Below are 20,063 nucleotides of genomic sequence, written 5' to 3'. Positions count from 1 at the left end.
GATGCCGATCAGCGCTCCGCTTCAGATATGGGAATCCGCCACGCTTTATTGAATCGCCATGCTCGGACGACGCTCTAGGCGACGTGAACCATGGGGGCGTGTGTGTTTCGGACAGGGCAACGGTGCGGCTGATCGATTGCGACTCCTTCCAGGTAACGATCGGGGCGCGCAGATTCCTGTGCGAGATGGGCGTGCCCACTTTCACGCCGCCGGAGCTTCAGGGACGGCCGTTCCGGGGCGTGGTGAGAACCCCGAACCACGATAATTTTGGGCTGGCGATCCTCATCTTTCATCTTCTCTTCATGGGGCGTCATCCATTTGCAGGTCGTTTTCTCGGCCAAGGCGATATGAGCATCGAAAAGGCGATAGCCGAATTCCGTTTTGCTTATGGCGCCGCGCGAGGGGCCTTCCAAATGGAGCCTCCGCCGAATACGCCGTCGATGGGAATAGCATCGCACGATGTCGCTTCGCTTCTCGAGCGCGCCTTCTCGCCTAACGGAACGCGCGAAGGCGCTCGTCCGGAGGCGAAGGAGTGGATTTCTTCTTTGGACGCCCTCGAGCGGCAACTGAAGACCTGCCACGTCAACCCATCCCATATCTACGCAGATGGTCTCGACCACTGTCCTTGGTGCCGACTCGAGGCGGCGACGGGGGCGGTTCTTTTCAGCTTCGTCGTGCGTAGCGCCCCTTCGATGGGCGTCGACATGGGGGCGGTGTGGACGCGAATCGCCGCTGTTGCGCGACCGGGTTCAGCCCCGCCTTTACCCGACTGGAGCACGGTCTCTCCCTCGCCGGAAGCCGAGACGGCACGAAGTCAACGTCGAGGTCGCCGCTCCTGGATTTTAGGTGGCTACCTCACCTTCGTCATCGTTCTCTGCCTTGCGTTTCCTGTGGGCACGATAATTTGGCTTCTCGGCGCGCTGCGATTGTGGCCGTGGGCGAATGGGCTGTTGTCTAAAAATCAAGAGGACGCGAAATATCGAGACGCAGTGAGACTCGCGGAGGACCGATACGGAACGCTGAAAAGCCGGTGGGATCAGGATGCGAGCGACCAACGCTTCATCACGCATTTGCGCCAGCTCGAACATGCGCGTGAACAATTGCAGGAATTGCCCAACGTCCGTCGACGACGATATCAGGAACTGGAAAGGGCGCGAGAGAGCGATCAGCGTCGGCGCCACCTCGAAAGCGTAAGGATCGAGGACGCGACGATTCCCGGCATTGGCCCCGGGCGCAAGGCGATGCTCGCGAGCTACAATATCGAGACGGCTTGGGATCTGAATGAAAAACAAATCTCGCGAGTGCCGGGCTTCGGGCCCGTCTTGACGCGTGATCTAATGGCATGGCGCAAAGCCGTGGAGACGAAATTTCGGTTCGATCCGAGCAAGGGCGTAGACCCTCGTGACATCGCCGCATTGGATCGCGAGATCGCGGACAACAAACAAGCTTTGGAACGGGATCTCGCGAACGGCCCGCAAGCGCTCACGCAGATTCGTGATCACATCCTAGCGCAAAGAACGGCATTGCAGCCGTTGATAAACGAGGCGGGAATGGCGCTCGCACAAGCTAAGACCAACCTCAAAGTAGCGTGCGGATAAAGCCCGCGCCGATGATCATCGATTTCTAGCCACGTCGAATAGGGCGTCGACGATCTCGCTAAGACGCAGTCAAAGGGACGTAGCCAATAAATCAGAACGCGCCATCTCATGCATTGGACAATTACTGCGGCCTTGAGCTAAGCAATTAACAGTCATCGCTGCTTCCAGCGATCGACCAGGTGTTTTCCGTAAGTAGCTGCGGCCGGCTGATTTCCTTATGAATTTTCCGGGCGGCGCGATTGCCAATGGTGTCCGCTACCGTCGATTGTCTCTCAACTCTGTCGAGGAGACAATCGATGATCTCGTATTGCCCGTCGCAGCATGTAGCGTGAGTATTCGCCGATGCTCTTATACAAAGCAAACTCCATCTGCATCTGTTCGGGAGTGTTTGCTCCCCGGAACCCCACAGAAGCTCAATTTCTGGCAGGATCGCAACCGGATGGTAGTCGATCCTGCCATCCAGAGCGGAATAGCATCGCAACACCTTTCGTAATTGATCTCCGCGGACACGGGTCCGCGGTAGGCCTGTTTCCAGGGGCCCGAAATGAAGAACGATGATCAGTTCCGCGTGCTGCGAGGCCGCCTCCAGCGCATTCGACATGAAGTGGGTGAGGACGTTTGTCGGACGGCCGTTCGGGCTGCACTGGTCGCAATTGGTCGAACAGTTCTCGATGAGGCTGAACACAGAGCGGCGTCGCAAGTCCGTTCCGCGAACGTCGCTCCCTTCATTCGGAAGAAGGCGCTCCAACTCGGTTCGGTCGACAACGACGGCTCATCTCATTGTCGGGAACGGTCGCAGAAAGCCAATGAGGCCAACTGAACGAACGAGAAAATTGAAGCGATCGTTGCAACGCAGGATTCAACCGGAATGGGTATGCAGAGCCCCATGAAAGCCCTACCGACCATATCCGGCGCCGAAGCGCGCCCTACGGACCGGCAGGCGCCGGCGGATGGTCCAAGGGACCTCCTCCGCGCTTGATCCAGGTTTGAGGATCATGCACCCGCACCCCGGGCGCATCGAAAGCGACGACGGACCAAGTGTGCCCGTCGGAATGGGAGCAGGTAACGGAAGACAAGTCACATTCAGGTTCGTTGCGTATTCCAGTCCTACGTCAGGGTCGTAGGACACGAACGCCGGCTTGATCCACCGACGAAGTCTTCATTCCTCTTCATGACTCAGAAGTGACGGTTTGCGCGTCGAACGATACGCGTGCTCGAGACCCGAAGAGCGCGGTCCGATCGCCGCAAATCTAACCTTCGACTACGACCATGGCCGGCGTTTGCACGCCGGCGGTCGATGAATACACGAGCGCGGTTGCACCCAAGAAGTCCGGCGAGCCAGCGAATGGCGGGCGGTCGGTCTCCAACCACGCGCGCGTCAACGCGAAAGGAATAGCGATGCGTTTCAAATTCTCGAGTCACCCTGTCCAAGCAACATTTCGCGCAAACGAGCCCCTCGAACTGCTCGAAGACGATGACGACCCGAAGTCCTGGATAGCGTCCTTGAAAGGGGTCGGGATCGGCGCCGAAAACGCGGAGCGAACTGCATACGTCGCATTCAAACACCGTCACCCGAGTGCGCCACGGAGTGGATCGCTCCGAAGGAAGAAGGCGCGCGTGCGTCGTTCCAAGTCCTGATCGTCTGAACGATCGAAAGAACTTCGCCGCCGCGCACCTCCGTGCGCGGTGGTTCGGAAAGCTCACCCTAGCTTTCCAGCAACCAAGGAGTCGAGTCATGAGTGACGCATCCAGTGAAGTCATCAATCATCGAGCGACCATTGTCAGGTCGGAGAGCGGAGGTCCGATCCGGACGATCATCAATGGTTCCTCACGACATGCGACCGGTCGTTATTCGTCGGCGAAATCCGGCTTCGCGCAGCCGTGGGAATCGAAGGTCGAACGCTCTCATTTTTGGCGGTGCGAGGCGGATCCGGCGATCCGTCATTATCTCGCTCAGCCGCATCGACTGGAGATCCCGGTCGGCTCGCAGAAGCTCGTCTATTTCCCCGACGCATGCGTCGAGTTCCACGACGGACGTGTCGAGATCCGCGAAATCAAGGACGTCTACGAGGAGGAGCGTGATCCGCTTTATCACGACAAGATCAACTATGCGCGCGACGTCTATCACGGGCGCGGATGGAGTTTCGTTCTTCTCGAGCGGGTCGATATCGAGCGCCAGCCCGGGCATCGAAATGCGCGGACGATACAAGCCGACCGCCACGTGAAGTTCACTGGGTTCGATCTCGATAGGGCGTTCGCCTGCATCGAGAGGGACAGATACACGGCGCCTTTCGAGAGGGTGGCGGAAGCATTGGGTGGTGAGTCGCTTGGAACGGCCATCCTGCACGCGTTGATCGTGCATGGGCACGTCGGGATCGACCTCGACCGACGCATCGATGCGGATGCGCCAGTTTGGGTGCGCGTGCTCGGAAATGGAGGTGTTCAATGAGCAATCGTATAAAGATCCCCATGAATGCTCGCGTCGAGTTGCCGTCCGGAGAGCATCGGTACATCGGCGCCGTCGGCGACAACCTTATGCGCTTCGTGGATGTGGAGGACGGAAAGGATCTGTTCCTTTCCCAAGACACTTTTGTTGCCCTTTACGCGAAGCGGCAGGTTCGCGTCGGTGGAACGAAGGCCGGCGATCCGCACGATAACAATTCGTTCATGCTCGCTCCGGACGAGACATTGTCTCCGATCGAGAAGGCTCGTCGTTGGTATACGACGCAGTTCGACAGGGCGCCTTCGAAGCTGAGCGACAAGGCGCTGCATAGATTCATCCTCGCGCACAAGGACGATGCGGTGTCCGCCGGTGTTGCTTTCGTGCCCAGTCCGGGCTCGGTTCGACGATGGGTGAACGATAGAGGAGAGGCGGGTCGCCGGCCGACAGGTGCAATCCGAACGAAGACTGGAAAGGTTCTTCGCCGAGGAAGATTTCCGGCCTTCGTAGAGCGTGCCCTGGAGCGTGTCGTCGCCTGGTATTGGGCGGAGGAGGGGCGCGACAAGACCGAAGCGCACGCGAGGCTCGACGGCCTGATCGCTACGGCGAATCGCCTCGGTGAAGAGAGATACAAAGGCACGTGGTCCAAATTACCGTTGCCGTCGTACGAAACAGTGCGCGCGCGAATCGATCGGGCTGCAAATCGCGCGACGTGGACCGCGAAATATGGCTCCCGGCGAGCGAAGCTCGCGTTCGGCGGAACCGCTCCAACCTTGGAGGCATCGAGAATCCTGGAAACGGTCGTCATCGATGCGACCGTCGTGGACGGATGGTGTGTCTGGAGCGAGGAGTCCATGCTGCCGCTTGGACGACCGACACTGTACATTGCAATCGACGTTCGCTCGCGGATGATCATAGCGTGGCTGCTGACCTTCGAGCCGCCGTCTCTTTACGGCGTCATGGCCTTGCTGGAACGAATCGTGACGCCCAACGAGGAGGGGGTTTGGGGTAAGCCGGACGAAATCGATGTCGACTGCGGTTGGGAGTTCGTCTCTCCCTCATTTCAAGAGACCTGCGAGAGCGCGGGGATCAGCGTGCATTGGGCGCCGATAAAGACTCCGGAGTACAAGGCGATCGTCGAGCGGGCGTTCAGAACGATCAACCTTCTTGTCTTCAGGAAGCTGCTCGGCGGCAGTGTACGATTTCCGCCCCATCTGATGTCACGATTTGGGATCGACCCGAGCAAAACAGCGAACATTACGATGAGGCAGCTCGACGAGTTGCTCCATTACACGCTGCGAGTTCGGTACGCGTACCGGAAGCATCGCGGCATCGGCGAGGCGCCGCAGCTCGTGTGGGAAAGGGAAATCCAGAAGCGACGACAAATCGTAGATGACCTGCCGGCGTTGCTCGCGCATGTCGGACAGTCGGAGACCTGTACTCTCACCAATCAAGGTGTGGTCACAAAGGACGGCTTGCGATTCTTCGGTCGGGACGTCGTCACGAGATTGCTCGGCGATCTGGCGGGAGACACTCCGGCACGTAAAAAACGCAAACAGGGCAGCATGTCGGCGCGCGTAAAGGTAGTCGTCAATCCTGCCGATATTTCGAAGGCCATGGTGTGGAACCATCGTCGTCGTCGTCCCGAATGGTTGGAGAACGTGCACATCAATTTCGCGGTCGAGTGCGGCTCCCGGTGGGAATATCGAATGGTGAAGGAGTACGCGAAGAACGCCGACAAGGAATTCGTTACCGAGGAGCAGCGCCTCGCGCATATTCGCACGTTGAGGGCAAAGATCGAGTCGGTGTCGCCCGATTTGAAAGGCAAAGCTTTGGCGCGTCAACGCGCGCTTCTTGCGGCCAGAAAGGAGAAGCCGGAGGGAGATGCCGTTGTCGAGGCGACCGCGCCGGCAACGTGGCACGGAAATGGAAAAGTGGAGGATCCACCCGCGAATATTCCGACCACGGTCGCCGCCAAGACGCGGCGCGACGATGGTTTGCCGCCTGCCGGCGTGCGTCGCGGCGGCAGGAAAGCGGTTGAAAAGCAGAAGCGCACCGTGGCGAAAAAACGCAGGGAAAAAGCCGATCTTGCGCCCGACACGATGCCTGCGGAGCCGCCCGAGTTCCGGTCGGCCTCGGCTGACGTGCTTTCGCCTCAGGAAATTTCGCAGTTGCAGGATCTCGATTGGGTCAACGCCGGAAAGGAAGACTAATGGGAACGAATACCAGTTTTCTCTCGAATGTCGAAGCGGAGTTCATGAAGTTCCGTATCCCTTTTCCCCGTGTCACGGAGACGCAGGAGGATCTCGATACGCTCCGCGCCACGGGGCGCAAGAGCATTGGGATGCAGCAGAAGATCCTCCCGATCTTTGGGCCTTCCCAGTCCGGGAAGTCGACCATCATCAAGGATTGGCGCGAACGTATTCAAAGGCGCGAGAAGCCGGCAGCCGGTCGGCATCCGATCCTGCATGTCGAACTCACGTCGAATGCAACCATCAAGTCGCTGGGAATCGACATCATAGCGGCACTGGACCATGATGCATTGCCAGATGCCATTGTCGACGACGCGAGCAAACGTCTTGACAAAAAGAGGGCGACAACCCGGGAAGGGGACGTGTTCCGTGACACGAGCATTGATCGTGTTCTGTACCAAGCCCTGACCGCGTTGCAGAACGCAAATACGGAAGTGCTTGTGATCGACGAATTACACCATCTCGTCACGACGAACACGGACAAGCGGCGTTGGAAAGTCACCGAAGCATTGAAATGGATTACGCTGAAAGGCGTCTGTCCTCTTGTTCTGGTGGGGATCGACGATGCGCGTACCGTCGTGGACGCACATACCAACCCGCAGATCGCGGGGCGATGTCTGCCGCCTGTGCTTCTCAGTCCTCTCAATCTCGGCGACCTTAGAGAGAAAAAAATGTTCGCAGGCTACATCATGGCTCTCGACAAGAAGATTGTTGAACACGGTCTCTTGCCGCAGGAGTCCGGCCTTCTTCAAGGCGACTGGCTGGCCTGCTTCCACGACGTGAGCAAAGGCGTGATCGGCACTGTCGCTCATCTCTTGGCCGTTGCCGTCGTGAACGCAATCAAGCGCAAGTCGTCGAGGGTCGAACTCGAGGATCTCGACTACGCGACAAGGCGGTGGGCGATCCCGCTCAAGCACACCGATGATCATAATCCGTGGATCAATGGACCGCGCGACCTGCGCGTGATCAACGCGACGGGAAGCCGGAGTTGAGGGAAGTGTCGAAGCGTTTCGCTTGGTCCCGGTCGCCGATTCCGGGCGAGTCCCTGCTGGGGTTCATCGCTCGGAACGCCGATATCCATGCCGCCGACAAGATGTCGGCGGTTCTGCGGGCGGCGACGATCGAAACAGTCAAGCCGGAGTCTTTGCCTACAGCGCACAGGCATAAGGCGCCGGAGCTCGCGCGCCTCTTCATGACGACGCCCGAGGAGATTCTTGCGCGGACTTATCCTCCAGTGACGTTGCCCGGCAGGAAAGACGGTTCGTTCTTCTCGTTTTTTGGAACGCCGCTTCGATCGATCTACCTCGATCAGTATCGGCGTCGAGTCTCCCCCACTTCTCTCAAGGCGTCAGATCATCACAGAGCGCTATGGGATATTCGTCCCTTGTCGTTCTGCATCGAAAGTCGGGAAATTCTCCTATCGCGTTGCCCGAGCTGTTCGGCAGAATTTAGATGGCGCTGGACGTTTGGCTGCGCCTTCTGCGAAATGTGTGGCATCGACCTTCGCAACTTTCCGCAAGACAAAATCGACATTGACGATGACGAGGCGTTGGACTTCGTCGTCGGCCTGATTCATCCTGATTCGACTCGTAAGGATAAGGCCCGTTCAATCGCAAAGGGAGGATTTGCAGCGAACATCGAAGTTGATTTGGGCGATCTCTTTGAGTTTGTGATCGCCGTTGCCTCGACCATCGCGATGGGTTCATTCGGAAAAGGCCTCGGAAAGATCCCGAGGGTCAACAAGGTCGATCAATTTTCCTGGATGACACCCGACATATTGTGCAAAGCGGGTCGGGTTCTGATCGGACCAAACGGCTTTGAGAGGTACCTCGAAGAGATGCGATCGCGATCCTCGGGGGCGCGCGCCGCTCTGGGTCCCCAGGCGCAATTTGGTCCGGCGGCGTTGCTGAAAAGCGATTCGTTCCTGTCTCCTCTTTTGCGACTTGAAATCGAACGGGCGGTGAATGAGACCGTGCGGAAGAGGGGCTGGAAACCGTCTCTGACCGATCGGCTGGAATCGGCAAAGGAAGGAGTTCCGTTCAATCCGGAAAGAGGCGAGGTTAGCTTGTTCCAAATCGCGCTGGAGCTGGGGATCGACCAGCAAGTCATCGCGCGCTGGATCAAAGGAGGCTTCGCGTCTTCGAAGAGGACCACGATCGGTCGCCGATCTTTCGTTCTCGTCAATCGCGACGAGATATGCGCTCTCGCGCGTAGCTGGAACGATGCAGTTTCGGCCAAGGGCGTGCGCCTGCGTTTGGGGGTGGATGCTTTAGCGGTTCATGGCCTCGTGTCCGCGGGCTTCATCCGGCGTCTCGAAGGCGTCGCGAAACTTTCGATGAGAGGGGGTGACGCTTATTCGGGTTCGGATCTGACGCGCTTTGTCGATCAGATTCGAGCGAGGGCGGCGGATCCGCGCGACGGGATGCCGAGCCAAGTCCTTTCTGAGGCCGTCATGGAAACTTACGGAAATCGAGCCGACTGGGCGAGAATTTTCTCGGCCATATTCGATGGCCGCTTAAAGATTTCCCTAGGATCGAAGACCGAAGGCGATCGGCCGCTTGTCGATACATTGTCCATTGAAGGGGCGCATGCGCTTCAAACTGCTGTGCCAGTTGGAGAGTTGCATATACGCCTTGGTCAATCTCGGCTCACCGCTGGCGAGGTCGCGGCCTATCTCGGAGTGCAGGAAAACGCCGTGTCCTATTTTGCAAAGTGCAACTTCCTTTCGACGAACGGGGCGGATAAATGGAAGTTCGATCCGAGAAGCGTGGACGAGTTTAAGCGAAGATATATTTTGACACATGAAATTGAGCGTCGCTTCCGTATTCGCAGCGCTTTGGTCCGGAAAACTCTGCTCTCGATGGGAATTCATCCCATGAACAAAGAATCTACGGAGTACTTTGTCTGGCCGCGCGCGGAGATTGAAACCGCATACGGAGCGTGACGTCGCGACGGCGCGGCCTGACCGCAGCCCCACACTGAGATGCTACCTCCTGCCTCGACGATTTGCTCTCACGTCCGAAATTTGCAAGGTTACGTCGCCTTGGCCACCGAACCGCTACCGCAATGCCCCGTTGATCAACCGCGCGAGCCGAGCACCTGCGAGCGCCACCTGCTGCTCTGCGATCCCCTTGGCGTCCGCCTGATAGGCGTCGGTCAGTGCGAACGGCCCAGCTCCATCGCCAATCGGCCCGACATAGACGTGCTGCTCCGCGAGCCGCTCACTCTCGCGCACCCAGGCCGCCGAATCCTCGATGCCTGCCGCTGTCGCATCGGGCGAGGGCAGGGTGGCGGCGAGCGCCTCGGCATCCAACGGGCCGCCGCGGTCGCCGAGCAGCCCATCCCAGTACGCGTGCAATTTCGAGCCGCAGGTGAACGCGAGGCACACCGTCTCTTTGTTGCCGCCCTGATCGCCCTTCGGGAGCCCGCGGGAGAAGCGCGATGTGGCGTGCAGCGGCTGGTGGACATCGCCGACCAGATGAAGCAGCCACACGAGATCGTAGGATTTAACGTCATCGCTCGCCGAATTGGAGGCGAGGGCCTGCCGAAACGCCTCGATCTGCGTCAGCGCATTCGGCGTCTGCGGCGATTCGCCGGGCGTGCCATCGGACGAGAACGGCAGGTCGACATAGTGCCAGTAGTCGTGGACGAGGTGGTCGGAATAGCCGACGTTGGCAGTCGCCTCGGCGCCGTCTTGAGCGATCGAGCCCCGCTGGTAGTTGCTGCTCCGCTTGATGTCGTCGGCCCATGTCGCCGCATGGACGAAGGCGGCGCGGTCCTGCTCTTCGGCCGGCACGCCGCGCACCCATTTATCGAAATTCGGATTGAGCCGCAGGAGCATTGCGGCGCGGGCCCGGGCGGCGGGAGTGAGTCGCTCATAAGCGACCGCAGCGACGGTCATATGGCCCATGTCCCACCAGGCGCGCGCGGCGGAGGTCGAGAGGGCGAGGAGCGCGAGAGCGGAGGCCGCGTGAAGCAATGTCTTCATCATGATAATCCCTTTGAAATTGCTCCGCAATCGATGCGGTCGCTCTGCGCCGGGCGAATGACGGCCGGCGCGACGCCGGGCGATCGCCGAGGGGCTTCCTTTCCCCCCTCTCCATAGCGTAAGAACAAAAAAAGAACAATGGAGCCGCCGCCATGGTCCGCAGGACCGCCCGATCTGACGCCTACGTCGACAAGGATCGGCTCCTCGGGGAGCTCCGGGCGTGTCGTGCGGCGGTCATTCGTGAGCAGGCCAGGATGCGAGTCGGCGGACCGCTCTATTATTCCGGGCAGACTGTTGTCGCCGCGATAGACGGGCTCGCGTTGATGCTTGCCGGGAATGGCCAATATTTTTGGGAGCCGATGCGAACGGGCCAATCCGACAAGTCGGCGGAAAGCGGCAACTGATCCACTGTCAATTGCGGCCTTCGACGTCGGCGCGTGCCTGTTCCTCTTCCAGCAGCGATAGTCGAGCCATTTGTAGGAAATATTCGACCATTGGGTCTGACCGCTTGGCCTCGCCTATCAGGTAATCGATCAGGCTCAACATTGCCGATACGCGATCGAATTCGGCGACCGGCGACTGCTTCGACGATTCCGTGGGATTTTTTCGAATCATGTGTCTCCGCCTGGCACTGATTCCTTATTTTCACAGAGCGGACCAGGGTTCACGGGGGGGGTGCAACGAAAAATTCAATGATTGCGAAAAATTCCCCATCAATGACCATGTTTGCGCCGCCACTCTGCAAATTGCTTCTCGATCCAGTCGCTGTGCTGTGGGTAGCGAATGGCGAGGTCGGCAACAACCTTCTCGACGCCCTTCCTGGCGACGTCCCAGGATGTTTTTTCGTCCTCGAGAAGCCGATCGGTGTTCTCAATTGTTCGCGCGACGAGGCGCGCGAGGTCTGGATCGACCGACATGTCGATACCTCGTTCAACGCCAATCATTGGCGCGCCGGTCCCTTAGCAACGAACGGTTGCCGGTCGCCTAAATCGATCGCTCAAATTTCGTTAATGCAGAAAAAGCCCGGCCGGCGATGCGTCGGCCGGGCTCGTGGTCCATTCGACAAGGTCGAGGTGGCGCACGCCGCCGTCCGGCGGAGCCGGAAGCCGCCGCAAGAGGCATTAGCCAGCGGCAACTCCGGAGAGCCGTACGCATGATCGCCGTTCAAATGGCCTACCTCCTTCGTAGACCTCGACGGCTCCGTCGAGGTCGTGCTGGATGATTGGGTGTCCCGAGCCGGCGCCGACGCGTGGCGGATCGCTCGGAATCCCTAGAGAAACATGGGGGACTACTTTGCCCCACTACCGCGCGGACTCCCCGCAGGCGGCTGTTTTCCGGGAATTTTATCCGCCGCCGCGCCCGCGCGGGCGCGACGCGATCCCGCCCGGAACGGCGCGGGCCGGCGCGACGGGTCCTTGACATCCGCGCCTCTAAGCTTAATTTTCATTCTTACACGTTTGAATGGAACTCTTAAAGGAGCGACCTATGCCGTCCGATCCGGCCCTCGTCTACGGGATCCCGCTGCCCCCCGACGCCCTCGCCCTGCTGGCCGCGCAGGGCCTTCTGCCGGCGGCGCCTCCACCTCCACCTCCACCTCCGCTTCCGATCGCGCCTCCGCCCGCCGCCCCTCCCGCCTTGCCGAAGCTGACCGCGCCGCAGACGAGGATCTGGCGCGCCTTGACGCTGCGGCCCCTGAACGTCCGCCAGACGGAGCTGCTCGCGATCTATTGGCGCGCTTGGCGCGCGGGCGAGCCCGCGCTCGCCGTCGAGGAGGCGGCCCGCAGGCTGGCCGGGCGGATCGACGTCGGGGAGCGGGCGGTCGATTTCGTCAAGGGGGCCCTGCGCTCCTTCGGGCGGCGCCTTTACAGCACGTTGGACAAAGCTCCGGTCCGGGTCGGCACAAACCGCCACGGCGAAGGCGTCGCCGACGAGGTGCCGCTCCTCGCGCTGGTCGACATCCTCACCGGCCCGTCCGGCGAGGCCCGGCACCGGCTGACCGACGACGGCGCCGCCGCGGTCGCGGCGGCCTTGGGGCTGGGCGCGGCGGGCGCGCCGTCGGGCGGACTCGCCGCGCCCGACGACGATCCCGAGGAGGCGGTCCTCGTCGGGATGGAGCGCAATTCGGCGGCGCTCCTCTTCCGGGTTCAGCAAGCTTGGAAGTGCGACCTCGACGAGACCGTCCGTCGCCTGGCGGCCATGGCCGGCGCGGGCTGACCGCGGTCGACCGCGGGTTCCGCCCGCGCCGCCGGGCGCGGGAATGGCCGGCAGCGCGGGGCCGGGCTTGAATTGCGGCGGGGCGCCGACCATAACATAGCGATCCGCCAAGAGGCGGCCCGTTGCGGGCCGTTCTTCGGATTCCACGACATCGCAGCGTCCGGACGCGGGCTTCGCCCGCGACGCGGCGCGTTTTGAAGGCATCCGCGCCGCTTCGGCGCACGTCACTTTTCAAGGTTCGAATATGAAGATCAAACAGTCCGAGTTCCTGAATGCCATCGCCGCGGCGGCAGGTCGCGCCAAACCCGCAACGCCCGCGGCAAGGAATCGCGCGGCGAGGCGGGCGGGCAAGACCAAGGGCGTCGACGAGCGGAAGACGCGGATCCTCGCGCTTTTCGAGCGGCTGGGGCTTTCGCCGAACGAGGCGGAACGACTGCTTGCGCCGTCCCCGGAACTCCCGGCGTCCGAGCCGAAGTGCCGAGGCTGCGGCGTCACCCTGACGCGGGAGAACGACTCGGCGGCGCACGTGATCCCGAACGCGCTGGGCGGGCGACTGAAGCCGCCGGGCATCCTCTGTAAGCGCTGCAACGGAGAGCTCGGCGAGCTGGCCGACAAAGCCTTGACCAAGGCGTTCGGCCCGTGGCCGACGCTCCTGAACCTTCCGCGCGATCGCAAGGCGAGTCCGGACGTCGTCATGGAGCGGCGCGACGGTCGCACGGCTTGGGTGCGTGCCGACGGGACCATTTCGATGCGGTCGGTCACCTACGAGGTGCGTGAAATTCCGGAGGGGCACGCGGTGACGATCGGCGGCGGCGACATGACCGTCGTCCGCAATCTGCTGAAGCGCGCCGCCAAGCGATTCCCCCAGATGGATCTCGCCGACGCCGAGAAATGCGCCGAGATCGCCAAGGCGGCGGCGGAACGCCGGGTCCAGGAAGGCGTCGTCGAGGATGGCGACCACTTGAAGGCGACGCTCGACTACCATCCGCGCGCCGTCTTCGGCGGCGTGGTCACGGCGATATGGATATTCCTGCTCGACAGGCTCGGCGGGGCTCCGATGGACTGGACCGGCCTCACGGCCTTCATCTCGAGGGCGCAGACCAACGGCGCCCCGTTCCGTCATCTCGTCGACGGACTTCCCGGGCTCGTCGGGCCCCGGATCGATCTCGGGCACAAGATCGTCGTGCGGTCGATCCCGCGAACCGGCGAACTGGTGGCCTACGTCGAAATTCTCGGCGCGCTGAAGGTCGGGGGAGTTATAGCGAAGGCTCCGGCGCCCTCGGACGCGATCGAACTCGTCTATGCCTACGACCTCGAAGCGGGCAAGGACCGGAGCGCCGAATTCTCGATCGACGCCGGCGCGTTCGAGCGGGTGGATTGGACGACGGTCGGCTTGGGACCATGCGATGTGGATGCGTTGCGCGACCATTTCGCCGGAATTCTCAAACACCTCGAGGCGGTCTACCATCGTCGCAGCGCGGCCCCATAGAGCGGGACGGAAGGCAAGGCGGGCTCCATGCGAAAGGGCCGCCCGGTCGCCCGGACGGCCCTTCCCATTCATCGCTCGACGGCTCAGCGGCGTCTCATTCCGCGTCCCAGCGGCCACGGGCGCGTTTTTCTGCCTCTCGATTTCGCCCGGCGGCCCTCGATGCGGCGTCCGCGAAGCGTCTGCCCGAGGTTGGCCATGGCCGCCGCGACGATGGCGCGGGCGTCGGTCCCGCCCGCAGGCGGCGGCGGGATCGGAACGACCGTCGCGCCGCATTGCGTCCTCGCAGATCGGTTGCTTGCGGCTGCTGGAGACGCTTCTTGATCATCCGGCACTTGATCGGCTTGCCTTCAGCCGTGCTCACGCGGCGTAACGCGGCAGGATCGCCCGGATGAATTCGATCGCTTGCGGCGCGACGAGCGCGTTGCCATAGCCTCGGAGGATTTCTGCGATATCCTCTTCTTCGGCGCCGCGTCGTGCCATTCGCGGGGCACTCCCATCAACCAGAGGACGAACTCCGGGTCGAGTCGGCCGCACTTTCCCGTCGGCGCAGGGGACCCATTTCGCTCCGCGCCAGTAGCCGCCAACAGGCTCGGGCTGCTTAGTTGCGCCACGTCTTCCAATCGCGCCTGCGCCGCGCGCTCCGCGTCCCCGCGCCCACCGTTCTTCGTCGCTCGCGGGGTCGGCCACGGAGCCAGCTTCCGCGAACCAGTACAACCTTTCCCGCTTCTGCGGGGCGCCAAAACCGCAAGCCGGGGCAGCGACCGCCCCGACGGCGTAATGTGCTGCTTCCAAGTCATCGCAAACAACGTCGATCCAAGCGCGTCCGTCGTGGGCATCAACCTGGTCATGAGCCACTCGGACAGACTTCTTTCGTCTTCCGGAAGCGGGTCCGATCGTAAGATAGTTCGAGACCTGCTCGCCGACGATGACGAACGGTCGACAGGCTTCGATGAGATTGAACCAAGTTGGCCACAAATGACGTTCCCCGCCGTTTCCGCGCCGCCGACCGATCGAAGAATGGTCCTGGCAGGGGCATGAGCCGGTCCAGATCGGCATATCGTCTCGCCATCCGGACTCGCGGAGAGCGTGAGACCAGACACCGATTCCCGCAAAGAAGTGGCATTGGGAGTATCCGACGAGATCACTTGCGCTGACCTTTTCGATGCTCCGCGTGTCGACATAGCCATTCGCTATCCGTCCCATTTTCATCAGATTCCGCAAGGTTTCCGCGGAGTGCTCGTCGTTTTCGTTGTAGTACGCGAACTCTTTGCTCATGAACCGATTCCGATTCGAACAACTAACCGAATCGACTCGTAGCTCCGGCGCAGATGATTCGCCGAGTCGAAAATCGACGACTTCAAAATTTTTGATGGTTAATGAGTTGCACGCGCGCTCACCTTCGTCATCGAACGCAGAAGCACGGATACTACGAGCCTCATCTGTCGGATACCGGCTAACTATTTCAACGATGCGATCGAAGTTTCATTGTCTGCACGTAATACCGCTCGAACTCGCGAGCTGAGAGCGGCGACGATCCCGCGCTCGTTTTCGCTGTTCGCTCCTTGTCAGAATGCGCGACGCGCGCCGCGTCGGGGCGCTTCGCTAAGATGGAACCCGACTTCGACGCCTTCGCGCGCCGTCTCGCGCGCGGGAAGGAGCGCGACGTGCGCGCCGACGGGCGCCTCAACCCGCTCGGGCGCTGGGATTGGGAGGATCTCGCCTTGTGGTCCGCGTCGCTTATCGCAGTGTCAGATTGTGGGGCGATCGGCTATGCATCTAAGACGACTCACGAACCGTCGTAAGCCGATCTGCCGGCTTGTCGTGCAATCTGATCGTGTTCGAGAAGCCGGCTTTGTAGATCGATCTGACAGCGAGGGCGTCTAATTTGTTGCCATCGGAGCAGCGTGCCGCTCCGCCGTCGTTCTCTTCGGTTCGATCTGATCAATCGCCTCCAGTAGGCGTTTCGCGTATTCGCAGGCCACTCGGTATAGAGCCTGCTCGCCAATTGCGGAGTTCAGATAGACGAAGATGATTCCGGTCACGAGGGATTCTGCTACCGGCGACTTTCCAAGATAGAAGGCAAACCCGCTGGAGCAGGCAGCCGCGACGCAGAGCGCCAGCCCTATCGTCTTCCCCGCCAAAAGATTTCGATGGAACCCGTAGTTCACGTTCTCCTTGTAGAGAAGCGAGAATTTCTTCTCGTCGCGAGTGTTTGTCCGCAACCAAGTCGACGCGGACATGTAAAATGCGTCCGATCCAACCGGATCGCGAAGCTCGTCGGTCAAGGCCGGCATCGACGCCACGGCGCCGAGTTCGACGAGTCGCCGATGGTACCTGTCCTTCGATACCGCGTCGATGGCCTTATCGCGATGCCGAAGGAAACAAACGGAAGGAAGTCCATCCCATTTCGGTAAGAGACCGTCCTCCAACCGCTTTCCAGCGTTACGAATCCATTGCGCGAGGGCGAATGCCACAGCAGTTGCGACGCCGCTCGCAAAGGCCCCCTTTGTCAGGCTTTTCACCCATGTTTCGTCATCCGCGAATAGCGAGTTAGGCAGCCACGTGAAAAGGATCATCGCGATGGGGGCAGCGATGATGAGCGCAGGGAGAACTCGGGCGTTGAACGTGTAATGGTCGATTTTGGTCATAGGAACTCCTCTATATCTCGCGATCCGAAAGCTCTTCCGCGTCTTCCCTGACCAACGATCTGTAGCCGCCGGGGACGTGAATGAGCATCAGGGTCGGGAAGCCCTGTTCCTTCGCTAGGATGTCGGCAGTCTTGCGGTCGATCGAGGAAGGCTCGGAAACGCTGAGATGGGAATGCCAGGTGCCGATGTCGTGTATGGCGCCGCGCGTTTTCGTGACGACATCGTCGATGGCGCCTCTGAGGCCTTGGACGCCCAGTCGGAATTCGGAGCGGGAAAAGACGCTGTCCGCCGGCGCGGGAATTACGTCGACCACGAAAAAGGCATTGGCTACATCAGACCATCGTCCCATTAGGACGCCGCCGGTCTCGACGCGAGGGCTGGTTGCGACAGCGGCCTCTATTTTTCGGTGTGCTGAAGCACTGATTCTTATTTCGCATCCAGATTCGTCATCCACGGACAGCCACGGTTCGATCTTACGCTGGAACCACTCTTGTCCCATGCCGTCCTGGGGCGTGAACCCGATAAAAATTTCGCCATGTCCTGTCGGTGGGCCAGATGTCAGCCATTCCATGAGGCGTTCCGCCATAGGCGCCGTCAACGCCGACAGGCGCGCATCCGTCATCGGGAAAGTCAGGGACGAGCAACCTTGTCCGATAGCGACATGTTCGACGGCGGGGTCGAAGGCGAGATGCCAATGGAGTTCGTTCTGCGACAGAATGTTCTGAGCCTCGATTGCGAGATCCATGGTCGATGGGTTCGCGTTCGGTCCTTCTAGGGAGAGGAACGCGAGGCGATCTCCACCGATGAGGTTCGCCTCTACGACGCGTCCCCTGGAAGGTCTTACTTTCGGCAAGCAGAGCGATTCGCGGACTGAGATCGAGCCGGTGGCGTTGACGACGATCCGATCCGTTCCATGCAGCATCGCCGAAACCGTTTTTTCGGGAGCAGACGCCAAACGGAGAGCGATGTTCTTTTGAAACGGCTTAGCTCGTTGTTCGAGCGACGTGATTGTATTGGCGATAAGTGCGGCCTTGGAGAAATAGTCCGTTGCTTCCAAAATAGATGAGGGAGCTACGGCGTGCCGCGCATAGTTATGGGGCGACATGGTCGCTTTGTCGACGACGATGTCGGGAGCCATCCCGGATCTCGCCAAGTGCAGCGCGATCTTCGATCCGACGCTTCCGCAGCCTACGAGCGTCCAAGGTTTCGGGTTCTCGACTGGGATGAGCCCGGAAGCTCTCAGCAGGAGATTGCGGGATATCGTGTTTCGATGGGATGCAAGCCTAACGCGGACCGAGCTTTTTTCGCTGAGATCGACCGCTTCGCTATTCAATTCGATGATGTAAGGACAGATCTCGAGCGGCGAATTTTGGCCGATGATATTGCATGGACGACGGGCGATGAGAATTATCGTCAGTGGGACTGATGTCAGAGAGGACCGTCCAGCTATTCGACTCGAAAGCAGATTGAGCTTGGTATTGAGAAATTCGCCGCACCCGAGGCGTTTGGCCTTGGCGATCAGCGATGCGACGTCGGTGACATCCTCGGGTTCATAGTTCTTCGCTAGGAATGCGCCGCCCGATGCGCTGGCGCCAGACCACGCGACGATCGCGACAGACGTATCGTCAGTCAGACGACTTGGCAAAGATGCGTCTAGCTTCGACGGCGTTCGAGTGGCAAGAACATGAAATCCGTCACATTTGTCCCTTGCGTATCGGACCATGAAGGCGACGGCGCCGCCTTTCCTATCGGGGAGTTCGACGAGACGTTCGAGATCGGCGATCACGTAGTCGTCGATATGATCGCGACGGACGGGCTCCCATCCCTGCTCGGGATCGATCAGATTTACCATCGAGGCATTCTCGAGCCAAAGCGCGGTCTGATCGAGCAGGCCGTTGACCCCGCGGGAACGCAGCAGTTCGTCGAGCGACCCCATGAGGATGCAGGGCTGAGGCAGAGAGTCGGACGAACCCGGCTGAATGTGAGGATGGCTGCGATCAAAGTCCTGACGAAGGCGTATATCGGGCGCGATGACCGGATACGCGTTTGTGAATTCGAACCGGACCGGCTCGACCGACCTGACGCCGTTTGGACTCGTCCCTGCGGCCAGCCAACGGCTCGGAAGATTGGAGCTGACATACACTTCGACGGCGACGGAGTTCTCCGAAGTTTCGAGCACGACCACGTCCTGCACGCGCTCATGCGCCTTGATCTGGCGCAGGGCGCGTGCGATCACTGCGGGAATCTCGGTGTCGGCCATTGCCTCGCTCATCCGTGGTGCAGAGGCTGGGAGCCGATAACCTTGTTCGACGTGGTGACGGACTGCTTGGAGACCGGCTTCACCCCGCCGGACGTGACCTCCAGCTCGTAGGGGTCGTCGCCCGCGCCGTCTGCAATGCAATGAAACTTGCCTTTCGCGTCCTTCGCGATGTCCTCATACTCGCGCTTCGCCCGGATGCAGGGAGGATCGTTGTCGTCGTCGTGGATCTCGTCGCTGCTCGCGAGGATCTTGGCGCCGGCGTTCGCTTGGCCGAGCGCGCTGCGCGCGTCGGATGAAACCTTCGCGTCCTTGCCTTTTTCCGACCAGCTATCCCAAGAAAGGCTGTGCCAAGAGCAGTGATGCGGGGCGAGCAGAACGTCGTACGCGAGAACGTGCGAGCGATTAATGTTGCGCTCCCAGATGCGCTCCCAGATCCCGACGCCGGCGTCACCGCCGAAAAGATAACGGGCTCCATCCAGACCGAGCTTGTTACGGAGGGATATGTTGAGAACGACGCTGGAGTCGTTCTTCGTCAGCATCTCCTCTTCCTGATCGTCGCCCGGAGGAATCGGGGCGATGAGGCGGGCCGAAAAAGTGTAGTCGTAGCTGCCATCGATCGTCGAAAAGTCGGTGTCCACCATGACTAGGATAGCCGTAAGTTTGTCCGTCTTATCGTCGACGTCCGCGCCGAGGATCTTGATACGCTCTAAATCCGGGCAGCAGCCGAGCTCCTTGAATTTTCTGACGCGCCGGCGAGCTTCGGCGGCCCATGCGTCCGCATCTTCGCAAAGCTTGTGGTTTTTCGAAGCCCTGCGGAACACGATAGGCGACGACCACATCTCTCGGATGATGATCTTGTCGTCCTTTTTGGACCAAGCGTCCGGAGGTCCGAGATGGAAGTTCCTCTTCAGACCGCGGCAGTGGTCTTCGTCGGGATGCGAGAGCAGGAAGGCGTCGACGTAGAGGCGACCTTGGGCGTCTTGCTTGAGACGGTCCCGGAGCTGCTTGGCGACGTTGGGGGTGTCGTCGTTCTCGTCTTCCGCCGACGTTCGGATGTTGCAGTCGATCAGGATGCGACGCCCGTTCTCGGTCTCGATGAGGGTCATGTCGCCATTGTCGACGGGGAAGTGGGTTGTCTTGGCTGTCATTATCAGTTCTCCAGGCGCACGCCGTT

At 60.6% G+C, this 20,063-nt stretch carries 15 protein-coding genes; 8 read left to right on the top strand and 7 right to left on the bottom strand.

Annotated features, from left to right (window positions below):
• The 5 genes from Mspo_RS16460 to Mspo_RS16440 all read left to right on the top strand — a co-directional run.
• Positions 1 to 1,598 (top strand): hypothetical protein (locus Mspo_RS16460; RefSeq protein WP_210252816.1); only part of this gene is annotated, 1,598 nt, incomplete at its 5' end.
• Positions 1,599 to 3,333: 1,735 nt separating this feature from the next.
• Positions 3,334 to 4,047 carry a hypothetical protein gene (locus tag Mspo_RS16455; protein ID WP_159731628.1) on the top strand — a complete coding sequence of 238 codons (714 nt, stop codon included), beginning with the start codon at positions 3,334 to 3,336 and terminating at the stop codon, positions 4,045 to 4,047.
• On the top strand, positions 4,044 to 6,251 hold the full coding sequence (locus Mspo_RS16450) for a DDE-type integrase/transposase/recombinase (protein ID WP_159731626.1): 2,208 nt from the start codon (positions 4,044 to 4,046) through the stop codon (positions 6,249 to 6,251). The genes Mspo_RS16455 and Mspo_RS16450 overlap by 4 nt, the downstream gene beginning before the upstream one ends.
• A complete protein-coding gene (locus Mspo_RS16445; protein ID WP_159731624.1) occupies positions 6,251 to 7,282 on the top strand; it encodes a TniB family NTP-binding protein in 1,032 nt (343 codons plus the stop codon). Before Mspo_RS16450 ends, Mspo_RS16445 begins: the two co-directional genes overlap by 1 nt.
• Positions 7,283 to 7,287: 5 nt before the next feature.
• Positions 7,288 to 9,234, top strand: a complete 1,947-nt coding sequence (locus Mspo_RS16440; RefSeq protein WP_159731622.1) for a TniQ family protein — start codon at positions 7,288 to 7,290, stop codon at positions 9,232 to 9,234.
• Between the two features lie 114 nt (positions 9,235 to 9,348).
• Here the strand turns inward: Mspo_RS16440 and Mspo_RS16435 are convergent, their stop codons facing one another.
• On the bottom strand, positions 9,349 to 10,281 hold the full coding sequence (locus Mspo_RS16435; protein ID WP_244613509.1) for a S1/P1 nuclease: 933 nt from the start codon (positions 10,279 to 10,281) through the stop codon (positions 9,349 to 9,351).
• Positions 10,282 to 10,430: 149 nt separating this feature from the next.
• Between Mspo_RS16435 and Mspo_RS16430 the strand changes: the two genes are divergently transcribed.
• Positions 10,431 to 10,682 carry a hypothetical protein gene (locus Mspo_RS16430; protein ID WP_159731620.1) on the top strand — a complete coding sequence of 84 codons (252 nt, stop codon included), beginning with the start codon at positions 10,431 to 10,433 and terminating at the stop codon, positions 10,680 to 10,682.
• A gap of 7 nt (positions 10,683 to 10,689) precedes the next feature.
• Here Mspo_RS16430 and Mspo_RS16425 read toward each other — a convergent pair whose 3' ends face one another.
• Together Mspo_RS16425 and Mspo_RS16420 are read right to left on the bottom strand one after the other, a co-directional pair.
• The gene (locus tag Mspo_RS16425; protein ID WP_159731618.1) at positions 10,690 to 10,893 is read right to left on the bottom strand and encodes a hypothetical protein; all 204 of its coding nucleotides are present in this window, start codon (positions 10,891 to 10,893) and stop codon (positions 10,690 to 10,692) included.
• Positions 10,894 to 10,991: 98 nt separating this feature from the next.
• Positions 10,992 to 11,195, bottom strand: coding sequence for a hypothetical protein (locus tag Mspo_RS16420; RefSeq protein WP_159731616.1), 204 nt, complete (start codon positions 11,193 to 11,195; stop codon positions 10,992 to 10,994).
• 568 nt (positions 11,196 to 11,763) lie between these two features.
• On the opposite strand from Mspo_RS16420, the gene Mspo_RS19635 reads away from it, so the two are divergent.
• Together Mspo_RS19635 and Mspo_RS16410 are read left to right on the top strand one after the other, a co-directional pair.
• Positions 11,764 to 12,492, top strand: coding sequence for a hypothetical protein (locus Mspo_RS19635; RefSeq protein WP_201281728.1), 729 nt, complete (start codon positions 11,764 to 11,766; stop codon positions 12,490 to 12,492).
• 244 nt (positions 12,493 to 12,736) lie between these two features.
• Positions 12,737 to 13,981 carry an HNH endonuclease gene (locus tag Mspo_RS16410; RefSeq protein ID WP_159731614.1) on the top strand — a complete coding sequence of 415 codons (1,245 nt, stop codon included), beginning with the start codon at positions 12,737 to 12,739 and terminating at the stop codon, positions 13,979 to 13,981.
• 357 nt (positions 13,982 to 14,338) lie between these two features.
• Here Mspo_RS16410 and Mspo_RS16405 read toward each other — a convergent pair whose 3' ends face one another.
• The 4 genes from Mspo_RS16405 to Mspo_RS16390 form a co-directional block, all read right to left on the bottom strand.
• Positions 14,339 to 15,256, bottom strand: a complete 918-nt coding sequence (locus tag Mspo_RS16405; RefSeq protein WP_159731612.1) for a DNA cytosine methyltransferase — start codon at positions 15,254 to 15,256, stop codon at positions 14,339 to 14,341.
• A gap of 605 nt (positions 15,257 to 15,861) precedes the next feature.
• Positions 15,862 to 16,629, bottom strand: a complete 768-nt coding sequence (locus Mspo_RS16400) for a hypothetical protein (RefSeq protein WP_159731610.1) — start codon at positions 16,627 to 16,629, stop codon at positions 15,862 to 15,864.
• 10 nt (positions 16,630 to 16,639) lie between these two features.
• Positions 16,640 to 18,889: a Mov34/MPN/PAD-1 family protein gene (locus tag Mspo_RS16395; protein WP_159731608.1), complete on the bottom strand. Its 2,250-nt coding sequence runs from the start codon at positions 18,887 to 18,889 to the stop codon at positions 16,640 to 16,642.
• A gap of 8 nt (positions 18,890 to 18,897) precedes the next feature.
• A complete protein-coding gene (locus Mspo_RS16390; protein ID WP_159731606.1) occupies positions 18,898 to 20,037 on the bottom strand; it encodes a metallohydrolase in 1,140 nt (379 codons plus the stop codon).
• Positions 20,038 to 20,063: the final 26 nt, after the last annotated feature.

Source organism: Methylosinus sp. Ce-a6 (assembly GCF_009811655.1).
In the GTDB taxonomy this organism is placed as follows: domain Bacteria; phylum Pseudomonadota; class Alphaproteobacteria; order Rhizobiales; family Beijerinckiaceae; genus Methylosinus.
This window is presented reverse-complemented; position numbering and strand designations above follow the sequence as displayed.

Coding starts and splice junctions, on each gene's coding strand:
- Mspo_RS16450 (WP_159731626.1), top strand. CDS start 4,044: ATGAGCAATCGTATAAAGATCCCCATGAATGCTCGCGTCGAGTTGCCG.
- Mspo_RS16430 (WP_159731620.1), top strand. CDS start 10,431: ATGGTCCGCAGGACCGCCCGATCTGACGCCTACGTCGACAAGGATCGG.
- Mspo_RS16425 (WP_159731618.1), bottom strand. CDS start 10,893: ATGATTCGAAAAAATCCCACGGAATCGTCGAAGCAGTCGCCGGTCGCC.
- Mspo_RS19635 (WP_201281728.1), top strand. CDS start 11,764: ATGCCGTCCGATCCGGCCCTCGTCTACGGGATCCCGCTGCCCCCCGAC.
- Mspo_RS16390 (WP_159731606.1), bottom strand. CDS start 20,037: ATGACAGCCAAGACAACCCACTTCCCCGTCGACAATGGCGACATGACC.
- Mspo_RS16455 (WP_159731628.1), top strand. CDS start 3,334: ATGAGTGACGCATCCAGTGAAGTCATCAATCATCGAGCGACCATTGTC.
- Mspo_RS16435 (WP_244613509.1), bottom strand. CDS start 10,281: ATGATGAAGACATTGCTTCACGCGGCCTCCGCTCTCGCGCTCCTCGCC.
- Mspo_RS16395 (WP_159731608.1), bottom strand. CDS start 18,889: ATGGCCGACACCGAGATTCCCGCAGTGATCGCACGCGCCCTGCGCCAG.
- Mspo_RS16400 (WP_159731610.1), bottom strand. CDS start 16,629: ATGACCAAAATCGACCATTACACGTTCAACGCCCGAGTTCTCCCTGCG.
- Mspo_RS16405 (WP_159731612.1), bottom strand. CDS start 15,256: ATGAGCAAAGAGTTCGCGTACTACAACGAAAACGACGAGCACTCCGCG.
- Mspo_RS16410 (WP_159731614.1), top strand. CDS start 12,737: ATGAAGATCAAACAGTCCGAGTTCCTGAATGCCATCGCCGCGGCGGCA.
- Mspo_RS16445 (WP_159731624.1), top strand. CDS start 6,251: ATGGGAACGAATACCAGTTTTCTCTCGAATGTCGAAGCGGAGTTCATG.
- Mspo_RS16420 (WP_159731616.1), bottom strand. CDS start 11,195: ATGTCGGTCGATCCAGACCTCGCGCGCCTCGTCGCGCGAACAATTGAG.